Source organism: Fuerstiella marisgermanici, from assembly GCF_001983935.1.
GTDB classification, from domain to species: domain Bacteria; phylum Planctomycetota; class Planctomycetia; order Planctomycetales; family Planctomycetaceae; genus Fuerstiella; species Fuerstiella marisgermanici.
Window position 1 is genome coordinate 6,562,074 of the sequence record NZ_CP017641.1, and the last position, 21,205, is coordinate 6,583,278.

Sequence of the window (21,205 nt, forward strand, 5' to 3'; positions counted from 1 at the left end):
GCATTTGTTTGAAACCGCTGATGCAACGATCCCGCAAGCTTTCAATCCGTCTGGTCGGCCAGGCATTTCGCAAACCATTCCGCGTCGGCGAAATGGCGTTTCGGGGCAGCGGGTTGTTGGGCCGCCGATTTCTGCCTTTGCTGATCGTCGTCAGCGCTGTGTCGCATATTGAGGCGGCGGTGCGGCCGAATGTTATCGTGGTGATTACTGATGATCAGGGCTATGGCGAATTGTCTGCGCATGGGAACCCTGTGTTGTCGACGCCTCATCTGGACCGCCTGGCGTCTGAGAGTATCCGATTGACGGATTTCCACGTGGCGCCGATGTGTACGCCGACTCGCGGTCAGTTGATGACAGGAGTTGATGCTTTACGGAACGGGGCCGTGAATGTCAGCAGTGGCCGTACGTTGTTGCGCCGCGAACTTCCAACTCTGGGCAACGTGTTTGCCGAGGCTGGTTGGAGTACCGGGCTGTTCGGCAAATGGCACCTTGGCGATACCTGGCCATATCGCCCTCAGGACCGAGGTTTTCAGGAGAGCGTTTGGTTTCCGTCGTCGCATATTGGTTCTGTCCCGGATCAGTGGCAGAACGATTACTTTGACGACACCTACGTCCACATTGGTCACCGAAAAGTCTACTCCGGTTATACGACCGATGTCCTGTTCGACGAAGCGATGTCATGGATGAAGCGGGAAGCCGAAGCGGAACGCCCATTCGTCTGTTGCCTGGCCACCGCTGCTGCTCATCAGCCTCACTATGTTCCTCAGAAGTATCTCGCTCCGGTGCGAAACGCACTGCAGGCGGCTCGGAATAATTTGCCGAGCTTCGCCTCAGAACTTACGCCGGACACGGAAGAACAACTGATCCGCTTTTTGGCGATGTGTGCCAACATCGACGAAAACACAGGGCGGCTGGAACAGTTTCTGACCGAGCACAAACTACGCGACAACACAGTGTTTGTCTTCTTGACCGACAACGGCAGTACGTTTGGACCTCGCTATTTCAACGCCAACATGAAGGGCGGCAAAACGTCGTTATGGGAAGGCGGTCATCGCGTTCCGTGCTTCATCCGCTGGCCGGACGGGGAACTGCGGCCGTCCGGTGATGTGTCCGGGTTGACTCAGGTGCAGGACCTGCTGCCGACACTGGTCGACCTGGCAGGATTGCCAAATTCGTCTATCGACCACTGTGACGGTATCAGTCTTGCCTCCGTCCTTCGCGGCACGTCGGAAGTCGCGGACGATCGGATGCTGGTGATCAACTACAGCCGGATGCCGTTTAGAGCTGTGCGGACATTGCCGACCAACCGTTCGATTCCACGTCGCGAGGGCGCCGCCGTATTGTGGAAGAGGTGGAGATTGCTGGAAGACAAGGCTCTGTACGATCTCGACGCAGATCCGCTGCAAGCAAACAACGTGATTGAAAAACATCCTGCTGTCGTCGCTGCAATGCGTTCGCACCTAAACGACTGGTGGGACGGCGTGAAACAAGTGGCGAAGGAATTTCAGCCGTCCGTGGTTGGGCACGCCATGCAGAACCCGGTGGTGCTGACGGCCTGTGAGTGGGCGGACGTTTTTGTTGACCAGCAGGCACAGGTTCGTCGTGGCGATCGAAAAAACGGACTGTGGCATATCGATGTAGCAAGAGCTGGCGACTATGCGTTCACGCTGAGTCGCTGGCCGGAGGAATCCGGGTTGAAGCTTCGCGACGGCGTCGCGGAAACTCAGTTGACCGATGGTATGCTACCCGCAGGTCCTGCCTGGCAGATCGGTTCAGCGCGAATACAAGTGGGAAGCACCAAACGGCGCGCGAAGGTTCAGGCGGATGCCACTTCCGTTCGGTTTGAACTTTCGTTGCCAGCCGGTCGCACCACGTTGCAGACATGGTTTGATGATCCCGACGGCAAGCCGATTTCCGGAGCGTACTATGTGAGCGTCGAATGCCTGAAGCCCGTTGCGCCGATGAAGGTTATATTGGATACGGATATGTCGGGCGATTGCGACGATGCCGGAGCACTCGCGATCCTGCATGCACTGGCTGACCGCGGCGAATGCGAACTGCTCGCTACGGTTGTTAATCGAGCGGACCTGACGAATGCCTCTGCCGCGGCAACGGACGCGATTAACACCTATTACGGCCGTCCGCGCATTCCGATCGGAACGGACAAAATCGGTCCCACGGCGCTGCAACGCTCGAGCCCCTTCGCCGTGACGTTGCGAGACGATTTCGCGAATGATGTCGGACCAGATGATGAAGCTCCTGATGCACTCGACGTTTACATGCGGGTTCTGGGCGATCAACCTGACCACAGCGTCACCATTTGCAGCGTCGGTGCGTTTTCGAATCTGGCAGAACTATGCCGAGCGGAACCGGAATTGGTTCGTGCGAAGGTTGAACGGCTGGTGGTGATGGGCGGCGCGTTTCCGGAATCGACCAGACCGGAGACCAACATCGCAACTCATCGCGAGGCGGCTCAATTTGTCGCCGATCATTGGCCGGGTGAAATTGTTTGGCATGGATTCGAGGTCGGCCATGCATTAATCGTCGGTAAAGGACTGAAGCTCACGTCGAACAGGAATCCGGTTCGGAAAGCTTATGAACTTCGTCCGTATGCCGGCAGAATGGCGATCGATCAGGGGAAGCCGGCCTATGACCTGGCCGCCGCGCTGTTTGCCGTTCGTGGTGCCGAACCTGAGTTCTGGAAAACCATTGAAGGCGGTCGCGTACAGGTGGACGACGCAGGCCAAACCCGCTGGCTTTCTGACCAAGACGGGCAGCATTCGTACGTCCAGCACGTTGGCGCGCCGTCTCGATTGGCCGCAGTCATCGAGTCGCTATTAGTCGCTCGTCCCGCGAAGATGTGAACTCGGCCGATCACGGATCTGACAAACAGCCGGTTCTCGTAATCACCGGTTGCGGCCGTTTTCGCCGGGCACGTCAGGCAAGTCTGCGACAGTGAGCCTGAAGTCGATGCACAGTCATAACATAGCGGATCACCGGTGCTGCAGTTATTTCGGCTCTTTGAAAGAGGTTGCTGCCAGCCCAAATTAGAAGTCAAGGAGGTTAACTTCAATCGATTCCGGAACAGCTTTCCATGAAGTGGACACCATTTAGTTGGACGACGGGCGAGCGATTATTAGAGAGAGTCAAACTTGCTTTGAGCGTTTGGGACGGTAGACGGCCCGTGGTGTTTGGCGGTCGAGCGACTGATGACGGCGGTGAGTGCCATCAAGAAAAACGGCCTACGATCGGACTGACACCGCCATCAACACGGCGATCGTCAGCAGCACGGCCCCTGCCAGTCGTCGCAGCATGGTTTGTACTGCCAGCGACGCTTCGTTGGTCTGCAGTTGTCTGGCAAACATCCATGCCAGCAGCACGCCCCACAGTCCTCGCAGAGCGTAGACAATATTGATGCGGGCTGCGTCACCGAATTCGGCCAGCGAAAAGCACATGCTGGTCGCCTGTAACGCCATCAGTATGGTGCCGCCAAGAATCCAGCGAGTCGCCTTCAGTTCACGCCAGCGTTTTGGTGGATCTACTCGCGGAAGAAACATGAGCGACAAGACACCCGCGACGCCAAACATGACGGGTAGAAATGCATAGCTGTCCAGATCGGCAGCCCATTTCTGAACGCACACATCGAACAACGATAAACAAAATGCGGAACTCAACGCCAACGCCACAGTCAGCCATAGTCGCCGATGAGTTTCGCTTCCGCGTTTGGCACCGCCGCCTGACCATTGGATCAGTACGATTCCCACGGTAGCCATGGCGCCGGCGGCCCAGACTTCAATCGGCACAGCGTCGCCGGTGAGCACGGACACCAGTCCGGCCACCATCAGGACCTTCACCCCGAAGATCGGCGTGGCGACGGACACGTCTCCGTATTGAAAGGCCAAATAGGTGAACACCTGGCCGAGGACAAACAGCACGCCAATGATGGCGGCGTGGCCCCATGCAGACGCCGGGATCACTTCCCCTCGCACGACTGCGACAAGCGCCCAGACGATGGCCAGCCACGCATTGCCTAAAAACGTGCCGGTCCATGGACTCACACCTTTATCGATCGCCTGCTTGACCAGCATCATGCCAAAAACGAAGACAACGCTGGAAAACAGGGGGAACAAAAGGTGGTAGGGCAACAGACGGGGCTCTCATTATTTTGCTGGATGGTCGCAGGGTAGGGGGCCAGAGGCGGCAGAATGACGCTCACGATATCAGATTTTGCGAATGCATTCAGCGCCTCTGCAGGCCACGCGTCGAAGTGCATTTTCTGGTTTCAAGTGGTGAGATCCGTTCCCGCGCCAGACCTGGCGCAGAGTGTTGGCTCGCCCGGAGCGCGACAGTTGACGGCAATCTCAGGACAACCACTGGTCAGGCTGCATCGCGTCTGTATACGATGTAGGTAACCGTTTTTCGAAGAGGGCCGAACAATGTCAGCTAATCCGTCACGTCGCCGCTTTCTGAAATCGATGAGTCACACCGGTACGCTGCTTGCCGGTTCGTCCATGTTGCCAGCCTTTGAACCGCTGGCGGCCGACGAAACGAAGTTGGATCCGAGCACCGTTCGCTTTCACCCGGACTGTGAGTCGCTGGTTCGGTTGATTGAAGACACGCCGCGTCAAAAGTTGCTGGAAGAAATCGGAACGCGGGTGAAGAACGGGCTCAGCTACCGTCAACTTCTTGCCGCGTTGTTTCTGGCAGGCGTTCGGAACGTGCAGCCGCGACCATCGGTTGGGTTCAAATTTCACGCCGTGCTGGTCGTGAACTCCGCTCACATCGCCAGCCAGGCCGGTCCGGATTCCGATCGGTGGCTCCCGATTTTCTGGGCGTTGGATGAATTCAAGAGTTCTCAAGCCCGCGATACACGAGAGGGTAACTGGACCATGGCGGCGGTCAACGAAGCCGGCGTGCCTTCACCCGAGAAAGTGATTTCGGCCTTCGACGAAGCCATGCTCGCGTGGGATGAAGAACGGGCCGACACCGCCGCCGCCGGGCTGGCTCGTCACACAGGGGCGACTCAGGTTTTGGAATCCTTTGCGAAGTATGCCGCTCGCGATTTTCGTAGCATCGGTCACAAAGCGATTTATGTGGCGAATGCGTGGCGGACGTTGCAAACGATCGGCTGGCACCATGCTGAACCCGTCGTCCGATCGCTGGCGTATGCATTGTTAAACCACAATGGCGAACCGAACCCTGCCGACAACGACTTGCCGCCCGATCAGGCGTGGAAGCGGAATCAGTCGCTGGCGAAAACGATTCGCAGCGGCTGGCAGTCGGGCAAGCGAAGTTCGAAGGCGACCGAATTGTTGCTAAGCGTTCTTCGTGCCGGTTCATCAGAGGACGCGGCTGATACCGTGGTGGAACTGCTTAACGGCGAAATTTCACCGCAATCTATTTTCGATGCGTTGCACGTAGGCGCCGGGGAGTTGCTGATGCGGCAGGCGGGAATTGTGGCGCTCCATGCCGTCACGACGACGAATGCGATTCGGTTCTTGTACGACGCGACCGGCAATGAAGAGACTCGCAACTTGCTGCTGCTTCAAAATGCTTCGTTCCTGCCGTTGTTCCGCAAAGGCATGCAGGGTCGCGGAAACGTGGCAAATCGTAGCGTCCTGGAATTGCAAGCGACTGACTCAGCCTCAGCGGCCTCGGACGAACTTCTGCCCAAAATATTCGCCGACGTCAGTGGCAATCGGCGACAGGCTGCGGATGAAGTCTTTTCATACTTGAATGCCGGCAATGATGCTCAAGATTTATTGCGAGAGGCTCGCCGATTGATTTTCCTGAAGGGCACCAACGCTCACGACTATAAATTCAGTTCTGCGGCGCTGGAAGACTTTCATAAGATCAGCCCTGACTGGAAAAACCGATTCCTCGCTACCAGCGTCTTTAATCTGCGCGGCACAGGGCACAAAGATAATGGACTGGTCGAACGCATTCGAGCGGCGGTTGGGTAACGACATTATGACGCCACGTTTTCATGTCTTCCTGTGCGGTCTGCTTGCGGCGATCCAAACGGTAGCTGCGTCCGAACCCGTCAAGCTGTCGACGATTCAGGACGAAGATATCAATGAGAGCAGTGGCATCGCCGCCAGCTACACTCACCACAACGCCATTTGGGTTCATAACGATTCCGGCGACAAGCCGCAGTTGTATCTGGTGGGCACCAATGGTGAGACTCAGGCCGTCGTAAATCTGCGCGATGCCGACGCAGTGGACTGGGAAGACATGTGTTCGTTTTCAGTCGACGGGAAGTCCTGGTTGCTGATCGGTGACATCGGTGACAACGGCCAGGTGCGAGGCAAAAAGAAGAACGCCGGCTGCTGTTTGTATCTTGTGAATGAACCTAAAGTGCCGCAGGCCAATGGTCGACCGAAAATCAGTTGGAGTATAGCGGCGAAGATCGATTTCGATTACGAAGACGGTCGCTGGGACTGCGAAGGACTGGCCGTCGACGTTGAACGAAAAGAAATTTTGGTGCTGACGAAGGGGCTGCCAGGCAAGAGCGGGTTGTTTGTGATGCCGCTGGATTTGCAGACCAGACATCAGCACCGGACGGCTCAAAGAATTGCGAGCCCTTACATTCCGTTCGTCACGGCGCTGGATATTTCGCCGTCAGGTCGCACAATGGTGGTTGGCACGATGCTGAACGGCCTTGCGGTGACTCGGAAGGCGGATGAATCCTGGAAAGATGCGTTCACTCGCCTGGGAACCGCCTTCAACCTGCCACCTCGAAAACAGGGCGAGACAATTTGTTTTGACCGAAGCGGTCGCTGGCTGTTTTTGACCAGTGAAGGTAAGAATCAACCTCTATGGCGGATGCCCGTCCCGGAATAATCACGCCGATTCAACTACGCCACAGCAACTATCCCACCTCAACCCCGGAGACCCACCATGTCCGAGCCCAACGCCACTCGACGAACGTTTCTACAAACCACAGCCGCTGCGGCCGGCACACTGGCGGCCACTGCTTATGTTAGTGGCGACGAAGCAAAAAAATCGCCCAAAGATAAACTCCGGATTGCAGTCATCGGTTGCGGGGGTCGAGGCGGCAGTAATCTGAAGGGCGTGTCGTCCGAAGAGATTGTTGCTCTTTGCGACGTCAATCAGCAGAACCTCAGCCGTGCCAAAGACGCTCATCCGAAGGCACGCACGGTGATTGACTATCGACACCTTTACGACAACGCGGACGACTTTGATGCCGTGGTGGTCAGCACGCCGGAGCACACTCATGCGTTTGCCACCTTGCCTGCGTTGCAGTTGGGCAAGCACGTCTATTGCGAAAAGCCTCTGACTCACAGTGTGTATGAAGCGCGCGTGATTCGCGAAGCGGCCGTGAAAGCGGGCGTGGCTACTCAAATGGGAACTCAGATTCATGCCGGCGATAACTACCGTCGCGCCGTCGAGATTGTGCATTCCGGTGCGATTGGTCCCGTACGGGAATGTCACGTTTGGGTTGATCGAGCGTGGGGACGCCAGTCCAAGGCCGACGCAGAACGCAACAACGATCGCGTGTACGCGGAAGAACGACCGACAACAGCTGATCCAATTCCAGAAGGTTTAAACTGGGATCTGTGGCTTGGCCCGGCTCCATATCGGCCGTTCAATAACGTGTACTTTCCAGGCTCGAAGTGGTACCGCTGGTGGGACTTTGGCAACGGCACCATGTCGGACCTCGGCAGCCACTGGATCGACCTGGCCTTCTGGGCTCTGAAACTGGAATCACCGCTGACGATCGAAGCGAGTGGCCCGCCGCCGCATGCAGAGATCGCTCCGGCTTCGATGCAGGTGAAATACGAATACGGAGCTCGCGGCGACATGCCAGCCGTCGATGTCCATTGGTATCAGGGCGACAACAAGCCGAAGATCTGGACGGACGGAAAGATTCCTCAATGGCGCAGCGGCGTCTTGTTTGTCGGCGACAACGGCATGCTGCTTTCTGATTACGGCAAGCACATGATTTTGCTGGATCAGAAGGTTCAGGAATTCCAACGGCCGGAACCCTTCATTCCAAAGTCGCTTGGCCACCACGCCGAATGGATTCACGCTGCAAAAACCGGCGCGCCAACGACCTGCAACTTTGAGTATGCCGGTTGGCTGACTGAGGCGAATCATCTGGGCAACGTGGCCTACCGCACCGGCAAGAAGCTGGAATGGGATGCGGCTGCGATGAAGGCCACAAACGCGCCGGAAGCGGATCAGTTCATCCGTCGTGAATACCGTGACGGCTGGAGCTTGACGTAATTCCAACTGCGCGGACATTGTGAGTGCCGCCCGCCGGTGCTCACTGTCGCAGCCTTCAAACATTGGGAGGACGCGCGGCGGCTTATGAATTCAGCGTTTGCATGGAAACTCGAAACCGACAGCTTCCGTATTCAATAGCGAGGTTCAAAATGAGTCTTCGGGTTCGGATCTGCACGCTGTTTTCTGTTCTGCTGTGGCTACATGTTGGGTTCGCGCCGCTGGCCGAGGCGGCTCCTCCGGTGCTGCTGCTGCAGGAACCGTTGACGAATTCGGAGCCGCCAGCGCGACGCATGGGTTATGCCATCATGCGGATGCCCGACGGTACCTTCGCGTTTTATGACCGTTATCGACCAGAGAGCGGTCCGCTGCGAATGCCTGATCGAAACGGCAGGGTCCACTCGCTGTCGCCAGGTCTGCCGGATCGAGTCCTCAGCGATCCTTCGATCATGAACAGCGGGGTTCTGAACAATCCTCAGGTGATTCTGACGCCTGATAGCAATGTTGTCAGCATGCAGGTTCGACGTGAAGCTCTGACTTCCGAACAGGCTGCAGAGATCGGTTTGCGAAGTTATCTGGACGTGTGGATGCAGACAGCCGGGCCCGAAGGAGTGCCGGAACCGAAAATGATCTGGCGCGGGTACAATGGGTCGCAGATGGAATATCAGCAGTTGAAGAATGGTCGGCTGCTGGTGCCATTCGGAAGTATGCAGCCGCATGCCAGGCCCGAGCCACCAACGGGGCGCCACAAAACTGTGATTCAGTATTCCGACGACGGTGGAGCAACCTGGCATGAAAGTCCGTCCAAACTGACGGCGGCGTGTTATGCCAACTTCAACGGACTGAATGAAGGTGCCTGTGAACCGGCCATTGAAGAACTCAGCGATGGCCGCCTGTGGATGTTGATGAGAACATCGGCTGGATTCCTGTACGAATCATTTTCCAGTGACAACGGCACGACCTGGACGAAGGCGACCGCCAGTCGATTTCACACGTCCACGGGACCGCCGAATATTATGCGTCACAGCAACGGCTGGCTGGTCGTCACATGGAACAATTGCGAAATGCCTCCGCGCGCGAACGGCGATGGCGTCTACGGTGGTCGAGATGCGTTGCACATGGCCGTGTCGGATGACGACGGGAAGACCTGGCGTGGTTTTCGTGAGATCTATCTGGATCATCGGCGCAACGACAATCCAGCAAAATCGGGAGACCGTGGCACGGCGTATCCGCTGGGTGCCTTCACGGACGACGGCAGGATCGTCATCCTGGCAGGGCAGGGGGCTGGCGGACGCAACGCGATCGTGATTGACCCGGAGTGGATCGAAGAAACTCAGGCCGCAACCGATTTTTCGAACGGGCTAGAGGATTGGTCCGTGTACAAACATCACGGACCCGCCAGGGGCTGGTGGCGAGCTCGAGCGGTCGGCTGCGAGGTGGTCAGCAGCCCAACCGATGCTGCATCTCGTTGTCTGCATGTTCGGAAGCCAGACGAACTGCCGGCGGATGGGGCGACATGGAACTTTCCCAACGGCTGGACGGGTTCACTGACGACACGGATCATGCTGCCCGCAGGCTCGCAGGGAGGAATCTTGTCTTTGAATGATCGCATGTTCGATCCATCGAACGACTACGGAGAACAATTTTCCGTGTTTCGTCTCGAACTGCGATCGGACGCGATTTTGAACCACGCGATTCGGCCCGGGCAGTGGCACGATGTCGTATTGAAATGGGACCTGGCAGCGGCCGAATGCCGCGTGCTGGTCGACGGAATGCCAGCGGGTACACTGCCGCTGAACAACGCGACGTTGAACGGCATCAGTTACGTGCGTTTTCGGTCGTCTGCGACGTCGCTGGACGCGGCCGGTTTTCTGGTGGACTCGGTCAAGGTTCAGATCGACACACCGCATGCACCGGAATGTTCTACTCAGGACCGGATTCAACAGGAACAGCGCTATGTGCAACGCGTGGTCCCGACGTGGGCAATAGGCGAGTAGAACAAAGGGAGTCTACTGCCTTTCACGCTGACCTGTGGCCGCGGCAATCGGTTGTTGTCCTGCGTGGGCCGGTGCCCACTAGCCAGAACCGTCCACAACAAAACGCAAATTGCTTTAACTCTATTTGCTACGCTCCACCGGGACGCATCATGTAGTAGTGCTTTCTGCTGAACCGCACTCCGCTGATCAGTACAAGCAATTGTCCGGAAGCAGGGGCGTCGAATGTGACCGCAAGACGTTTGTTGCGTTCGTGAGTTCCCGAACACTTCTGAACTGTGTCAGTGCCGTCGGATTCATCGGCCAGCGTATGGACTAAATGGTGTGTCCACATGACCGCTCAGTTTTTCGTACGGTGTTGCATGGCTAGTTAATGAGGCCGAACTGGGTGACAACTGAGTTCCTTGCGAAGCCGGCGGTGGTGTCCAGCACGCGATGACAACGTCGGTTGACACAGGCACCTGAAAGCCGCAATCGGTGAAGTCTTCAGGCTGCCAGTGAGATCGATGAACCTCCAGCGCGTTCCCGTACACCGCACCCTGCTCGAAGAACTCAGCCGGAGTGACGATAAGCAGATGACCAGAGGCAGACACCAATCGCTGCAGTTCAACAATCAATTGGCGGCCTTCATCTTTCGGCAGATGTTCAATGACGTCGCCCAGAATCACGCAGTCGAACGGCGGTGATTCACGCTTCAGAAAATCCTGGATCAACTCGGCGTAAACGACGTTGTATAGATCCCAAACCGGATTGCGATAGTTCACCCATCCCTCGACGCCGACAAGAAATGTTTTCCACGGCTGCACGCCCAGGTCCAGCCACTGTCGCACCATGGCCCCATACATACCGAACCCCATTCCCAAATCGAGAATGCGATGAGGTCGATGGGTAATGAGATGTTGCGCCACCCACGGGACGGACGCATAGCTGCCAATGGGCATACGTGATTCTCCTTTACAGCGTTTCACGCTGACTTGTGGCTGCGGAAATCGGTTTTTGTCCTACGTGGGCCGGTTCCCACGAGCCAGAACCGTCCACAACAAAGCGTAAATTTTTCTAGCCGGACGTTACAGACCGCTGTTCCCACAGCGTGCTCAACAGGTCGTCAAATCGTTGAGCCATCGTGCTGGCAAAGCCGTGATTCTGTGCCGTTACGTGGGCTGCCTGTGAGACAGATTCGGCCAGTGATTTGTCATTCGCCAGATCCTGCGCGGCGGCGACGATGGACTCTGGTGTTCCCGTGACAATCAGGCCGTTGCGGCGATTTTCGATGAACTCGGGAACGAACCCGATGGGGCGCACAATCACGGGCTTCCCACACATCAGGGCTTCCATAATGACCAGGCCGTAACCTTCCGATTCTGATACCAGAGTAAAGGCATCCATCGCGGAATACAGGTTTCCCAGATTGTCGCCGCCACGAATGAACGCATAGCGCCCCGGGATGAGTTGGTTGGCCAGATCCATCAGCGGACAGCGCAGATGCCCAAATCCAACCATCAGCGCTTTGAACTGAGGTGGAAGCTGCGCCACGGCATGAATGATGGCGGCCGGATTTTTTTCTTCAGAGAATCGCCCGACAAACCCGATCACAAAATCCTCGTCGTGAAATCCGAGCGACTGCCGAACTGTATTGCGAGGATGAGTGGCCGTCAGTCGCTGTGGATCGACGCCGTTGTGAATTACGGTGGTTGGAACATCAAAGCACATGTTTTCCTGAACGCGGCGACTCACGGCGATGACGTGATCCACCACCGGTGTCATGCTTTCCAGACGCTCTCGGGTCCAGTGGCAGTCTCCGTGCGCCACAAAAACACTCAGCGGTGGCCGCACGGCGGAAAACCAGTCCGCGTTTGCGCCGGGGTCGGACACCAGCAGAACGTCACAGTCTTCGCACGCTTTTCTCACCGAGTCGCGACCGCCCACTTCCACCGGAACCTGCATCCGCGCCACCTGGGCCTGGTCGACGAGGTCGGTCGTCACTACGTAGCGAACAAACTCTGTTTTCTGGGGATTTGAGTAACGACGCAGTGCGTTGAACCATTGGTCGATCCCGGCAGGAAGCAAATGAGTCCCCACATGAATGACTCGTAGCGGTGCCCCCGACGACGTCGGTGCGAAACGAAGCGATTCGGGCTGAGGAACCGATGCTCGATAACCATCGCCATAGCAACCATCATCCCCAAGGTAGGCCGAACGCACTGTCTCCTGTCTGGAAGTGCTCAAAACGGGTCCGGACTGGCTGAGTCCGATGTTGCTGGCGGCAACTTTGGAATACGGTCCGAGGTCGCTCGTGGAACGATAGAATCTGATTGACATGCGCTGCAGCCCCTTGTGTTTGACGCTGCCATTGGACAACGGGCGACGACAGCGTCGCAAGAGGATTTCTGCAGGTTCGATCACCCGTCCGGCGTTTCGGAAAACTGCAACGGTTGTGCAGCATTCGCTGGTCGCAAGGACGAGTGTCTTGTCAGAGGCTGTTATCTGCTACACAGAAACGGCACCTTGTTGATTGCCCATTTCTACAGCGTGTTGAGCTGACTTGTGGCCACGGTGAACCGTTTTCGATAGCAAACCGCTTGCCTCCAAGAGCCCGACGCGGCCACGCGTCAAGGTGGACTTTTCTAACGAGCTTCGTCAGCGGAACTGACCTCGGGAGTGGCCATGAGATGTCCAGGCATCTGATCGGCACCGGTCGCCTCAGGTACCAGGAATTCTTTTCGATCAGGATCTCGGGATACAAACGGCAAGGACGGTTTTACCGTGGCGATCAGGGCCGCCTGAGCATCATCGCAATCGAAACCAGGTTCCCACCAGTTGCCGTCGAACCAGTTTGCATAGTCGTACACAGATCCCGTTGCTGTGGTGACTCGGTCAGCCGCCACAAACAAATTCGATCGAATTCGAAACGTTGACACGTCTGGAGGCAGTGCCAGCATCAACGGCGTCGCCAGGTTATGAAACGTGTTCTCTGCGATCACAATGTCCTGACAATTCTCTGCCATTTCAATCGCGACCGAGACACCGGTCGTGCCCGTCGTCATAAGATTGCGACGAATCCCAATGTCGGCCACTTTCGCCTGCATGACAATCGGAATACCGTAGTCAGTTGTCCCCTGAATACGGCAATTGTCAATCCGCAGCGACTGCGCACAAGCTGTGTCCTCAGCACCACCCACCACGATACCAACACCGCCGCAACGAATGTCGAGCTTCTCAAGACGGACCGGATCTTCGGGCGTGCCCGCGAAGCCGTCGTGTAGATAGACCACGGCAATAGGCGAATCCCGTGGCTTCAGCGAATGGAACTGGCAGTCGTGTACGTGCATACCGGGACAGGCACCCATCGCTTCTACGGCATGCTGAAAGACGTCCGTATCTATGCGGAAACCGGAAATGACCAGGTGCGCCGTGTTGAGTACGCGGATCACCGACTGGTGATCATCCGCCATCAGCGCGGCACCCTGCGGCGCTTCGATGGTGATGTTCTGCACATGCGGCCCGGAAATCAGCAGCGGCCCTTTGTACGTGCTGCTGTCTGTGATCGAAATCCGAATTCCGGGTCGCGCGGCGTGCAATGCCGTGGTGATGTCGGTGTATTCGGCACTACCGTCAGCAGCGACGGTCAGTACGCCGTCGCTGAGAAACGAATTCCCCGTTGGTCCATTGTGAACAGTAGCGGCCACACCGCCTGGTGAATTTGACGAATCGGCCTGTTCGAATGTCGGTTCGGTTCCCTTCTGTGAAGTTTTCGGGCCGAACATGACGGCCAGCAGAGCAGCGGTCGCAACAACGACTGCCCCCAGCACCAAAGACCAGCGTGATTTTTGCGGACCGTATTTCTGCGGGAGTGCTCGTGTTGAGTCATCTCCGGTGCTCGGTTTCTGATTTTCCCGGGCGAGATACCGAGTCAGCAGGTCGGCGACTTCGTCCGCCGTTTGAAACCGGTCCTCCGGATTCTTTTCCAGTAGTCGATCGATGACGTCCGCCAGTTCCCTGGGAAGTTTGCCGCCAGCGTCCGCGATACTCGGGTGGCGTTCCGATACGACGCGGCGACCCGTAGCGATCGCGTTATTGGCCCGAAACGGCGACTGACCGACAACCATCGCGTACATGACGCAACCGAGACTGAACAGGTCGCTGCGATGATCCAGATCCTTTCCCTCAACCTGTTCCGGCGACATAAACGAAGGTGTGCCCACGACGTTGCCGAGTGACGTCAGGTCGGAACGTTCCATGGCGAGTCGCGCCAGTCCGAAATCGGATATCTTCACACGTTCGATCCCGTCCTCCAGAAGGATGTTGGCTGGTTTGATGTCTCGATGAATCACACCATGACGATGAGCGGCCGCCAGGCCCTGGGCCACCTGCGAACTGATTCTCAACAGATCAACAACCTTCAGCGGCGCATCATCTTTGATGCGTGCGTGGAGTGTCTTGCCATCGATGAATTCCATCACCAGGAACGGTTTACCGAACGCCTGGGACACTGCGTGAATAGTGACTACATTGGGATGGCTAATCCCTGCCGCCGCCCGAGCTTCGCGGAAAAATCGTTCCCGTGCGGAATCACTGGCCAGCAGATCCGGCGACATCACCTTAATCGCCACGTTGCGGTGCAACTGTCCGTCAAAGGCCCGCACGACCAGCCCCATTCCGCCGCGACCGATGTGGTTCAAAACGTCGTACTCGCCCAGACGGCCGATCGCCCCTTTGTGCGATGATGGACTCAACGGCAGACCCAAGACAAGCGTCTCGCGCTCCGGGTACGGAACCCTCGCGCCCGGCGGCTTGACAACCGTCGGCTCCGAGCCCGAAGGATTCTTGCTAATTCCCTCCGTGCTTTGCGAATCCTCATGATCCGATGGCGAAACAGAAGACGTTGGTTCAGTCATGAGTCTGTCGCAAGCAAGCGAAACGGCGGCATAGATTTCAAATCGGTCACCGCCATTTTGCCAATTTCCGACTCCGTTACAATCCCTGCGAAGATGTGGAGGGAAGTGGCCCGTCCACCCTGGTTCGAAGAGAAGCGAGATGTGCCAGGAACGTTCTTGATACAGGTCGTCGCTCTTGCTGATAGATATCACTCAAATCGATGCTTGAAACAAGCATCGGGGCAGGTTAGATCGGCCAGCCGTCCCGGTCGTGAGCGCAGGTGCAGTTCCTGTTGCGAGAAGGTGATTTCGACGTTGAGTTCGCGGAACAGAACAACGATTGCCAGATTCACGTCGCGAAATTTGTGCCGGTCCCACTGTGGATACGCCGCAAAGCGTCTGAATTCAGCGAGATCCGCTGGACCAAAGCCGCCGATAGCTCTTGTCGATTTAAGGATTTCAACGGGCGATTGACCCGATGTCGATCAGGCATAGCTGGCGTCCGTTTGTGCCGTCGACCGCGTCGATGCAGACGTATCTGCCATCCCGACTCAGCCGCGGATGCGTGTCGACTCGCCATTCGCCGGTGTACACCTTTGGCAGGTGAAAGTGGCCGAGATCAATTCGGCGATTGGAAGCGATCTCATACAGATGAGGAGTCTGCAGCCGCTCCTTTCCTTTAGGATAGGTGTCGTCCAAAATCCATTTGTTGCCTGGCAGATAGCTAAGGTGTCCACTGGGATCGAGCACTCCATGACCGATTTCTTCCACCGTCCCACCTTCGCGATCTTCGAAAAGAAAGTCGCCCCAGTTGGAATTCCCCAACAGGTTTTTACTCTGCGAAAGAATGTGCGTTGGGTCTCGCCAGATAAAGTGTGACGCATAGCCGTTTGGGATAACGATCCGAATGTCGGTGCCATCCGGATTCGCCGTGATCATTCGAGTCAGTCGCTTGCCATCGGGATATCGCCACCGGTGCAGGGCGATGAATCGACTACCATCCGGATTGAACAACAGGTGGTTAAAGTAGTGCTTGATACCCGGCTGAGCGTTCGGGATTTCACCGAGGGATGCGATTTGCGCGAGATCAATAATCAGATTTGCGGTGCCAGTTTCGAGGTCGATGCGAAAAATTCCGCTGTCGCTGGGGGCGAGGTCATCAGCCAGAGGGTCGGGGAATCCGGTGTATCCATAACCGGGGCGGACGTCAGCGATTCTGCGAAAGTCGGGCGTCACGGCCGTTTTCCCGTCGGGGCTAACGCTGTACACCGGATGAGGAATGGTACGGCCCTGCTGAGTCTTTACATCCAGCAGTCGGCAGACGAAGTAGTCGTCTTCTCGATCATTCCAAAGGACGGTTGATTCTGATCCAGGAAGCCATTGCAGCATGCATCCCTGCTGCCAGTTCCATGCAGTGCTTCGTCCCAGCGAAATCCAGCGGTCGTTGTCCTGCAGATCGACCATCCCGATTTCAATGACGTCGTCCGCCACAGGCGAACGATGTTCGAACGGCACCTGCATACCCAGAACATATCGGCCTGAGACATCGAACTGCAGCTTGTCGTAGTAGCCGAACCAGTGGTGGCGCGGACCTTTGGTGATGAATCGAGTCGGAAACGTCTGTGATTCATCACTGCGGGCGAAACTCGTTGCGCCAGCAATTGAAACGGCAGCAAGTTGAGTCAGAAATGTCCGTCGGTCGCTCGACATCCATAGTCTCCTGTAAGGCGCCATGCACTGTTACGCGCAGGCCATTTTGTGAACACGATCTTCAATAGAAGCATTGTCGCACACGATGTAGGGGACGGGAAGTTCCGCGGATTCAGGCGAGTTCTGTTGGCGTACATTCTGTGGCGCGTGCCGCAACTGGTTTTTGGCGACCGATGCGGTATTGGCCTGAAGTGACTCGCACGCGAGAGATGCCCGACGGCCTTGGCACCAATTTTTACTGCCGCCACCGCGTGTCTGAGTTTGGATATTCCGTTCATGCGAGTTGTGCAGTTGTATCAGCCGGGTTGTCGCGAATCTGCCGGTCAGACATTTCTGCGATTTAGGCAGTCACCCCCATCCCCGTAGAAGATGGTGACCTAGACTGGCAACAGAGGATGCCGAAAACGCACGCCCACGCAGGATTGCACCAGACTATCGGTCTTACGTTTACAACGCCTTTCGACAGTACGCCATGAACGCGACTCAAACATCTTTCACTCCATCGTCTGGCGGTGTCTATTGCCCCATGACCCCCGCCGTTCCTACGGATACGTGCGCTGTACTGCAGCGTCTGATGGCATTGTCAGAACAGGCGGGCAAAGAAGTTGCCAACGGTTCGCCTCGAACAATCGTCCCGCGCGGCGTGTGTTCGATGCTGCTGCGAGCGATGAAGATTCGCGACCCGGGCATCATTCTTCATGGTCAGAGGATCGGCACGATTGCGCGCGGTGTTTCGACACTGCTCGGATGGGAAGACGCTCAGCGAGCGGAATTAGAACTGGCCGGATTGCTGCACGACCTCGGCAAGATTGGAGTTCCCGACAACATTCTCCGCAAGCCAGGAAAGCTTAGCAGCGAAGAATATGACTTCGTTAGCCTGTATCATCACGCCGCGATCAGTCTGATGCAGGTGCTACGAATCGATACGAGTTTGATCTCGATGTTGACCATGCTGCACCACAATTTCGATGGAGCAGGCGTCGAAGCTCGGGGAGCTGGCGTGTCTCACGAACTGCCGCTTGGCCCGCGCATTCTGGCGGTCGCCGACGCATACGATTCGCTTAGTTCGCCCAAATCCTATCGTCGCGGGATGACGCACGGCGAAGTGATGAAGATCCTGAATGAACATTCCGGCAGCCGCTACGATGGCAACGTCATCAAGACACTGAATCGATGGCATGAAGCCGATGGCGATCAGTTGTTTGGCATGGGCGATCCCTTTGGTGACCCCGCTCAGCGCATGGTGATTTCTGACGCCGAACGCGACGAAGTCGTTGTGCTGACTCAAATTCTGAACATCCTGTATCAGTTCCATTCGCTGTACGACGGTTTCTTCATCGTGGATTCGAACATGGAATACTGTGTTTGGTCGGACGGCATGGAAGAACTTTCGGGCAAAGGACCGGGACACACCGTCGGTCGAAGCTGGCAGCCCTGCGATGTTTCGCTGTCGCCGATTACCCAGACGGCTCGAAACGATCTTTCCCCACGCGAAGAGATTTTGCCGCAGGTGATGCGCAATGGACGGGCTCAGTTTGCCAGCCGCGTTTGCGACGTCGATGGCAATCGCCAACTGAGTGTTGACGTTTACACCATGCCAATTCTCGGTGACCGAGCGAAAGTCAATGGCGTTGTGCAGTTGTTTCGGTGTAAAGGCGGCGTGCGTCGGCAAAGCCGTGAATACGTCGAACTGAAACTGGCCGCCACGCGTGACGCTCTTACCGGTGTCGCCAATCGAGGCCAGTTGGAAACGCAGTTGCGTCATCTACTGGATGACTATCACAACCATGAAGGCGCTCGCAGCCTGAGCGTCATTTTTCTGGATGTGGATAAATTCAAGAACATCAATGACACATACGGTCATAAAGCGGGAGACCAGGTCCTTGTCGATCTCACTCGGCTGCTACAGCACGAAACCTACTCCGGCGAAATTATCGCTCGCTACGGCGGCGAAGAATTCATTGTGCTGTGTCCGGATACGGACGTGAAAGCGGCTGTGCGACGTGCAGAACGGCTGCGAGACGCCATCCAGAAAAGCTCCGTCGGTGGAGTCAGCGGATTGAACGTGACGTCGTCTTTCGGTGTTTCGACGGCTCATTTGGGAGACACCGTCCAGACGCTTATGGAACGCGCGGACGCGTGTCTGTATCAAGCGAAAGAAACGGGAAGGAACAGAACATGCTGGGAAGATCAGGACAAACTGGACAAGGAGGAACACGAAATGATTGAAGAAGAAGTGGTCGAAGAATCTGTTCCACTGGTCAGCGAAGAACGTGGCCGCCTGGTATTTACTCAGGACATTCGCGTCTCGACATCGTTGGAACTGACCGCGATGAAACTCAACGCTTTCATCTCAACGGTCGAGGAAATTGAGCTGACTCACCAGGAACAGGGCTTCCTGCAGCTGCGGCTGGGGTACCTCGGTTTCACGCGCCGCTGGGGGTCTGTTCCGGAACGTCAGCCTGTTGAAATGGACATCCGTTTCGAAACCACACGCGAAGCGGGAACCGGGGCCGATCGAGGCCGGACGCTACGTCAGGTTGCGGTTGTGATGCGGCCCATCGGTCGAATCGTCAACAAGGCGAAGTTCGAACTGCGATGTTCAAACATCATGGTGCAACTGCGATCGTACCTGTTGGGCTACTAATTGGCCGAGCGTGGTAGTTGGCTAACAGCTCGGCTTTCAGCAAGCCGAGCTGCTAAGACTAAGACGCATTACTGCTGTCCGAACGTGAGTCCTCGCAGGCTGTCGTCACCGCTGTTGTCTACAACCGGATCAAGACCGCCTGTCAGCACGAAGCCGTCGACTATTGATTTCGCCTGGGCAAGTCGCGTTTGAGCGGCGATGAGCTGCAGGTTGGAATCAAAGTACGTGCGCCGCGCGACCAGCACCTGTACAAAGCTGGTCTCACCCGCTTCATACGCCAGCTCCGCCAGTTTCAACGATTCGTTCGCGTTCGGCAGGATGTGGCTGACGTATTTATCGACGGCCGCCAACGCCGCGTCGTAGTCTCCGGACACTTCTGCAAGCCGTGCTTCGATCGATTTTTCGACCCGTTGGACTTCCAAAGCCGCTCGACAGAATTCTGCCCGAGCAGCTGCAATATTACCTTCGTTGCCGTTGAATACTGGCACGGGGGCGGAGACCTGGAAATTCAGCATGCCGTTATTTGTGCCATTGTCTACGCCAGCGCCGAGCTGAAACGTGAGGTTGGGAACGGCCTGCACCCCGTGTCTTTGCAATTGAGCTCGCGCCCGCGAAACTCGCGTTTGAGCCGCGTTGTATTCCGGACTGCTGCTAACAATTGTCGACTTCACCAGCGACCAGTCCTGAGTCTGCGTTTCAACCGGAAGTTCGCCGATCAGCGTTGATGGTTCGATGTACGGCGTGCCGGTCAAAGCAATCAACCTGCGCCATGCGGCCGCAAACCGGACACTGGCCTGTTGAAGAGCCAGATCAATTTCATTCTTCTGAATGGTGGCCTGCAGGACTTCGAGTTTCGAACCTTCCGCTGCTTTGACGCGAAGTTCGGCGACTTCCACGCCCTTGTCCACGACGGATTCGAAGTCTTCGATGAGTTCGATCCGCTTCTGGGCGGCCAAAGCGGCATAGAATTGGACGCGCACATCAGTAGCCACGCGCAACTTCTGAGCTTCCAGCTCCATCAACTGAGCTCGCAGAGTTTCGTTCAACACACAGCGATTTAGTTCAAGCTTGCCAGCTGTGACAAATTCCTGTTCCACAAATGCAATATGCTGATCAGTGTTGCGGTCAGCAAGCTGCTGCGCCGCATAGCCAATCGTGGGGTTGGGGCGAAGACTGACCTGCGTTCGATAGCCGGCCGCTTTTTGAGTTGTAGCCGCCAGCTCACGAATCGCCGGGTTGTGGGCGAACGCAAGTGATTCAAATTCTGAAAGTGACATCCCCACTTTCACCCCCGCGCTGTCGGCGATGGGAACAGCGGAGTCTGTGAGAACTGCTGCTTCGGAACCTGTCTGAACTTCGTTCTCTGTGGCTGACACGAGTGAGATGTACGGTGTCGCGTCGGCATCAGATGCGACGGCAGTGAGCTGCAGTGCCGCTTCGATCTGTTGGTTCGGCGGTAAGCTTTCAGCGCCGGCCAACCTCTGAGGCGGCTGATAGCCGTCGACGGTTGGTCCACGTCGCGCCTGCCAGCGATTCTGGCTGCAGCCGGAAACGATGCAAACGGCCGCTAAGACCGCGATCAGCTTTGTTGACTTCATATCGGTTGGCCTCCTTGCCTGTCCTGTTGCTCATTTCGTCACGGATGTGCGGCAAGGCGGAGCTGTAACGCGCATGAATGCCGTCGTTGACGATTCGGTGGTCGGCTCAAACCTACGAACGTTTCGACCGCGACA

At 56.6% G+C, this 21,205-nt stretch carries 13 protein-coding genes; 6 read left to right on the forward strand and 7 right to left on the reverse strand.

What is annotated here, in order from left to right:
• Positions 1-20 precede the first annotated feature (20 nt).
• Entirely contained in the window at positions 21-2,864 is a 2,844-nt protein-coding gene (locus Fuma_RS34655) for a sulfatase-like hydrolase/transferase (RefSeq protein WP_077026466.1), read from the forward strand.
• Between the two features lie 378 nt (positions 2,865-3,242).
• On the opposite strand, the gene Fuma_RS24680 is transcribed toward Fuma_RS34655, so the two are convergent.
• On the reverse strand, positions 3,243-4,145 hold the full coding sequence (locus Fuma_RS24680; protein ID WP_145944360.1) for a DMT family transporter: 903 nt from the start codon (positions 4,143-4,145) through the stop codon (positions 3,243-3,245).
• Between the two features lie 291 nt (positions 4,146-4,436).
• Here Fuma_RS24680 and Fuma_RS24685 point away from each other — a divergent pair, with 291 nt between their 5' ends.
• The 4 genes from Fuma_RS24685 to Fuma_RS24700 all read left to right on the forward strand — a co-directional run bounded on the left by Fuma_RS24685 (position 4,437) and on the right by Fuma_RS24700 (position 10,244).
• The gene (locus tag Fuma_RS24685; RefSeq protein ID WP_077026468.1) at positions 4,437-5,963 is read left to right on the forward strand and encodes a hypothetical protein; all 1,527 of its coding nucleotides are present in this window, start codon (positions 4,437-4,439) and stop codon (positions 5,961-5,963) included.
• Positions 5,926-6,843: a hypothetical protein gene (locus Fuma_RS24690; protein WP_145944361.1), complete on the forward strand. Its 918-nt coding sequence runs from the start codon at positions 5,926-5,928 to the stop codon at positions 6,841-6,843. The genes Fuma_RS24685 and Fuma_RS24690 overlap by 38 nt, the downstream gene beginning before the upstream one ends.
• Positions 6,844-6,900: 57 nt before the next feature.
• Positions 6,901-8,250, forward strand: a complete 1,350-nt coding sequence (locus Fuma_RS24695; RefSeq protein WP_077026470.1) for a Gfo/Idh/MocA family protein — start codon at positions 6,901-6,903, stop codon at positions 8,248-8,250.
• Positions 8,251-8,399: 149 nt separating this feature from the next.
• Positions 8,400-10,244 carry a sialidase family protein gene (locus Fuma_RS24700; RefSeq protein ID WP_077026471.1) on the forward strand — a complete coding sequence of 615 codons (1,845 nt, stop codon included), beginning with the start codon at positions 8,400-8,402 and terminating at the stop codon, positions 10,242-10,244.
• Between the two features lie 127 nt (positions 10,245-10,371).
• Here the strand turns inward: Fuma_RS24700 and Fuma_RS34960 are convergent, their stop codons facing one another.
• The 5 genes from Fuma_RS34960 to Fuma_RS24720 form a co-directional block, all read right to left on the reverse strand.
• Positions 10,372-10,575 (reverse strand): hypothetical protein, encoded by a 204-nt coding sequence (locus Fuma_RS34960; RefSeq protein ID WP_145944362.1) that lies wholly within the window; start codon positions 10,573-10,575, stop codon positions 10,372-10,374.
• Positions 10,538-11,182 (reverse strand): class I SAM-dependent methyltransferase, encoded by a 645-nt coding sequence (locus tag Fuma_RS24705; protein WP_077026472.1) that lies wholly within the window; start codon positions 11,180-11,182, stop codon positions 10,538-10,540. Before Fuma_RS24705 ends, Fuma_RS34960 begins: the two co-directional genes overlap by 38 nt.
• Positions 11,183-11,297: 115 nt before the next feature.
• Positions 11,298-12,560: a glycosyltransferase family 4 protein gene (locus Fuma_RS24710; RefSeq protein ID WP_145944363.1), complete on the reverse strand. Its 1,263-nt coding sequence runs from the start codon at positions 12,558-12,560 to the stop codon at positions 11,298-11,300.
• Between the two features lie 305 nt (positions 12,561-12,865).
• Positions 12,866-15,136 carry a serine/threonine-protein kinase gene (locus tag Fuma_RS24715; protein ID WP_077026474.1) on the reverse strand — a complete coding sequence of 757 codons (2,271 nt, stop codon included), beginning with the start codon at positions 15,134-15,136 and terminating at the stop codon, positions 12,866-12,868.
• 438 nt (positions 15,137-15,574) lie between these two features.
• Entirely contained in the window at positions 15,575-16,825 is a 1,251-nt protein-coding gene (locus Fuma_RS24720; RefSeq protein WP_077026475.1) for a hypothetical protein, read from the reverse strand.
• Between the two features lie 472 nt (positions 16,826-17,297).
• On the opposite strand from Fuma_RS24720, the gene Fuma_RS24725 reads away from it, so the two are divergent.
• A complete protein-coding gene (locus Fuma_RS24725) occupies positions 17,298-19,472 on the forward strand; it encodes a diguanylate cyclase (RefSeq protein ID WP_083732299.1) in 2,175 nt (724 codons plus the stop codon).
• Between the two features lie 68 nt (positions 19,473-19,540).
• Here the strand turns inward: Fuma_RS24725 and Fuma_RS24730 are convergent, their stop codons facing one another.
• Positions 19,541-21,070, reverse strand: coding sequence for a TolC family protein (locus Fuma_RS24730; protein ID WP_077026477.1), 1,530 nt, complete (start codon positions 21,068-21,070; stop codon positions 19,541-19,543).
• Between the last annotated feature and the right edge of the window lie 135 nt (positions 21,071-21,205).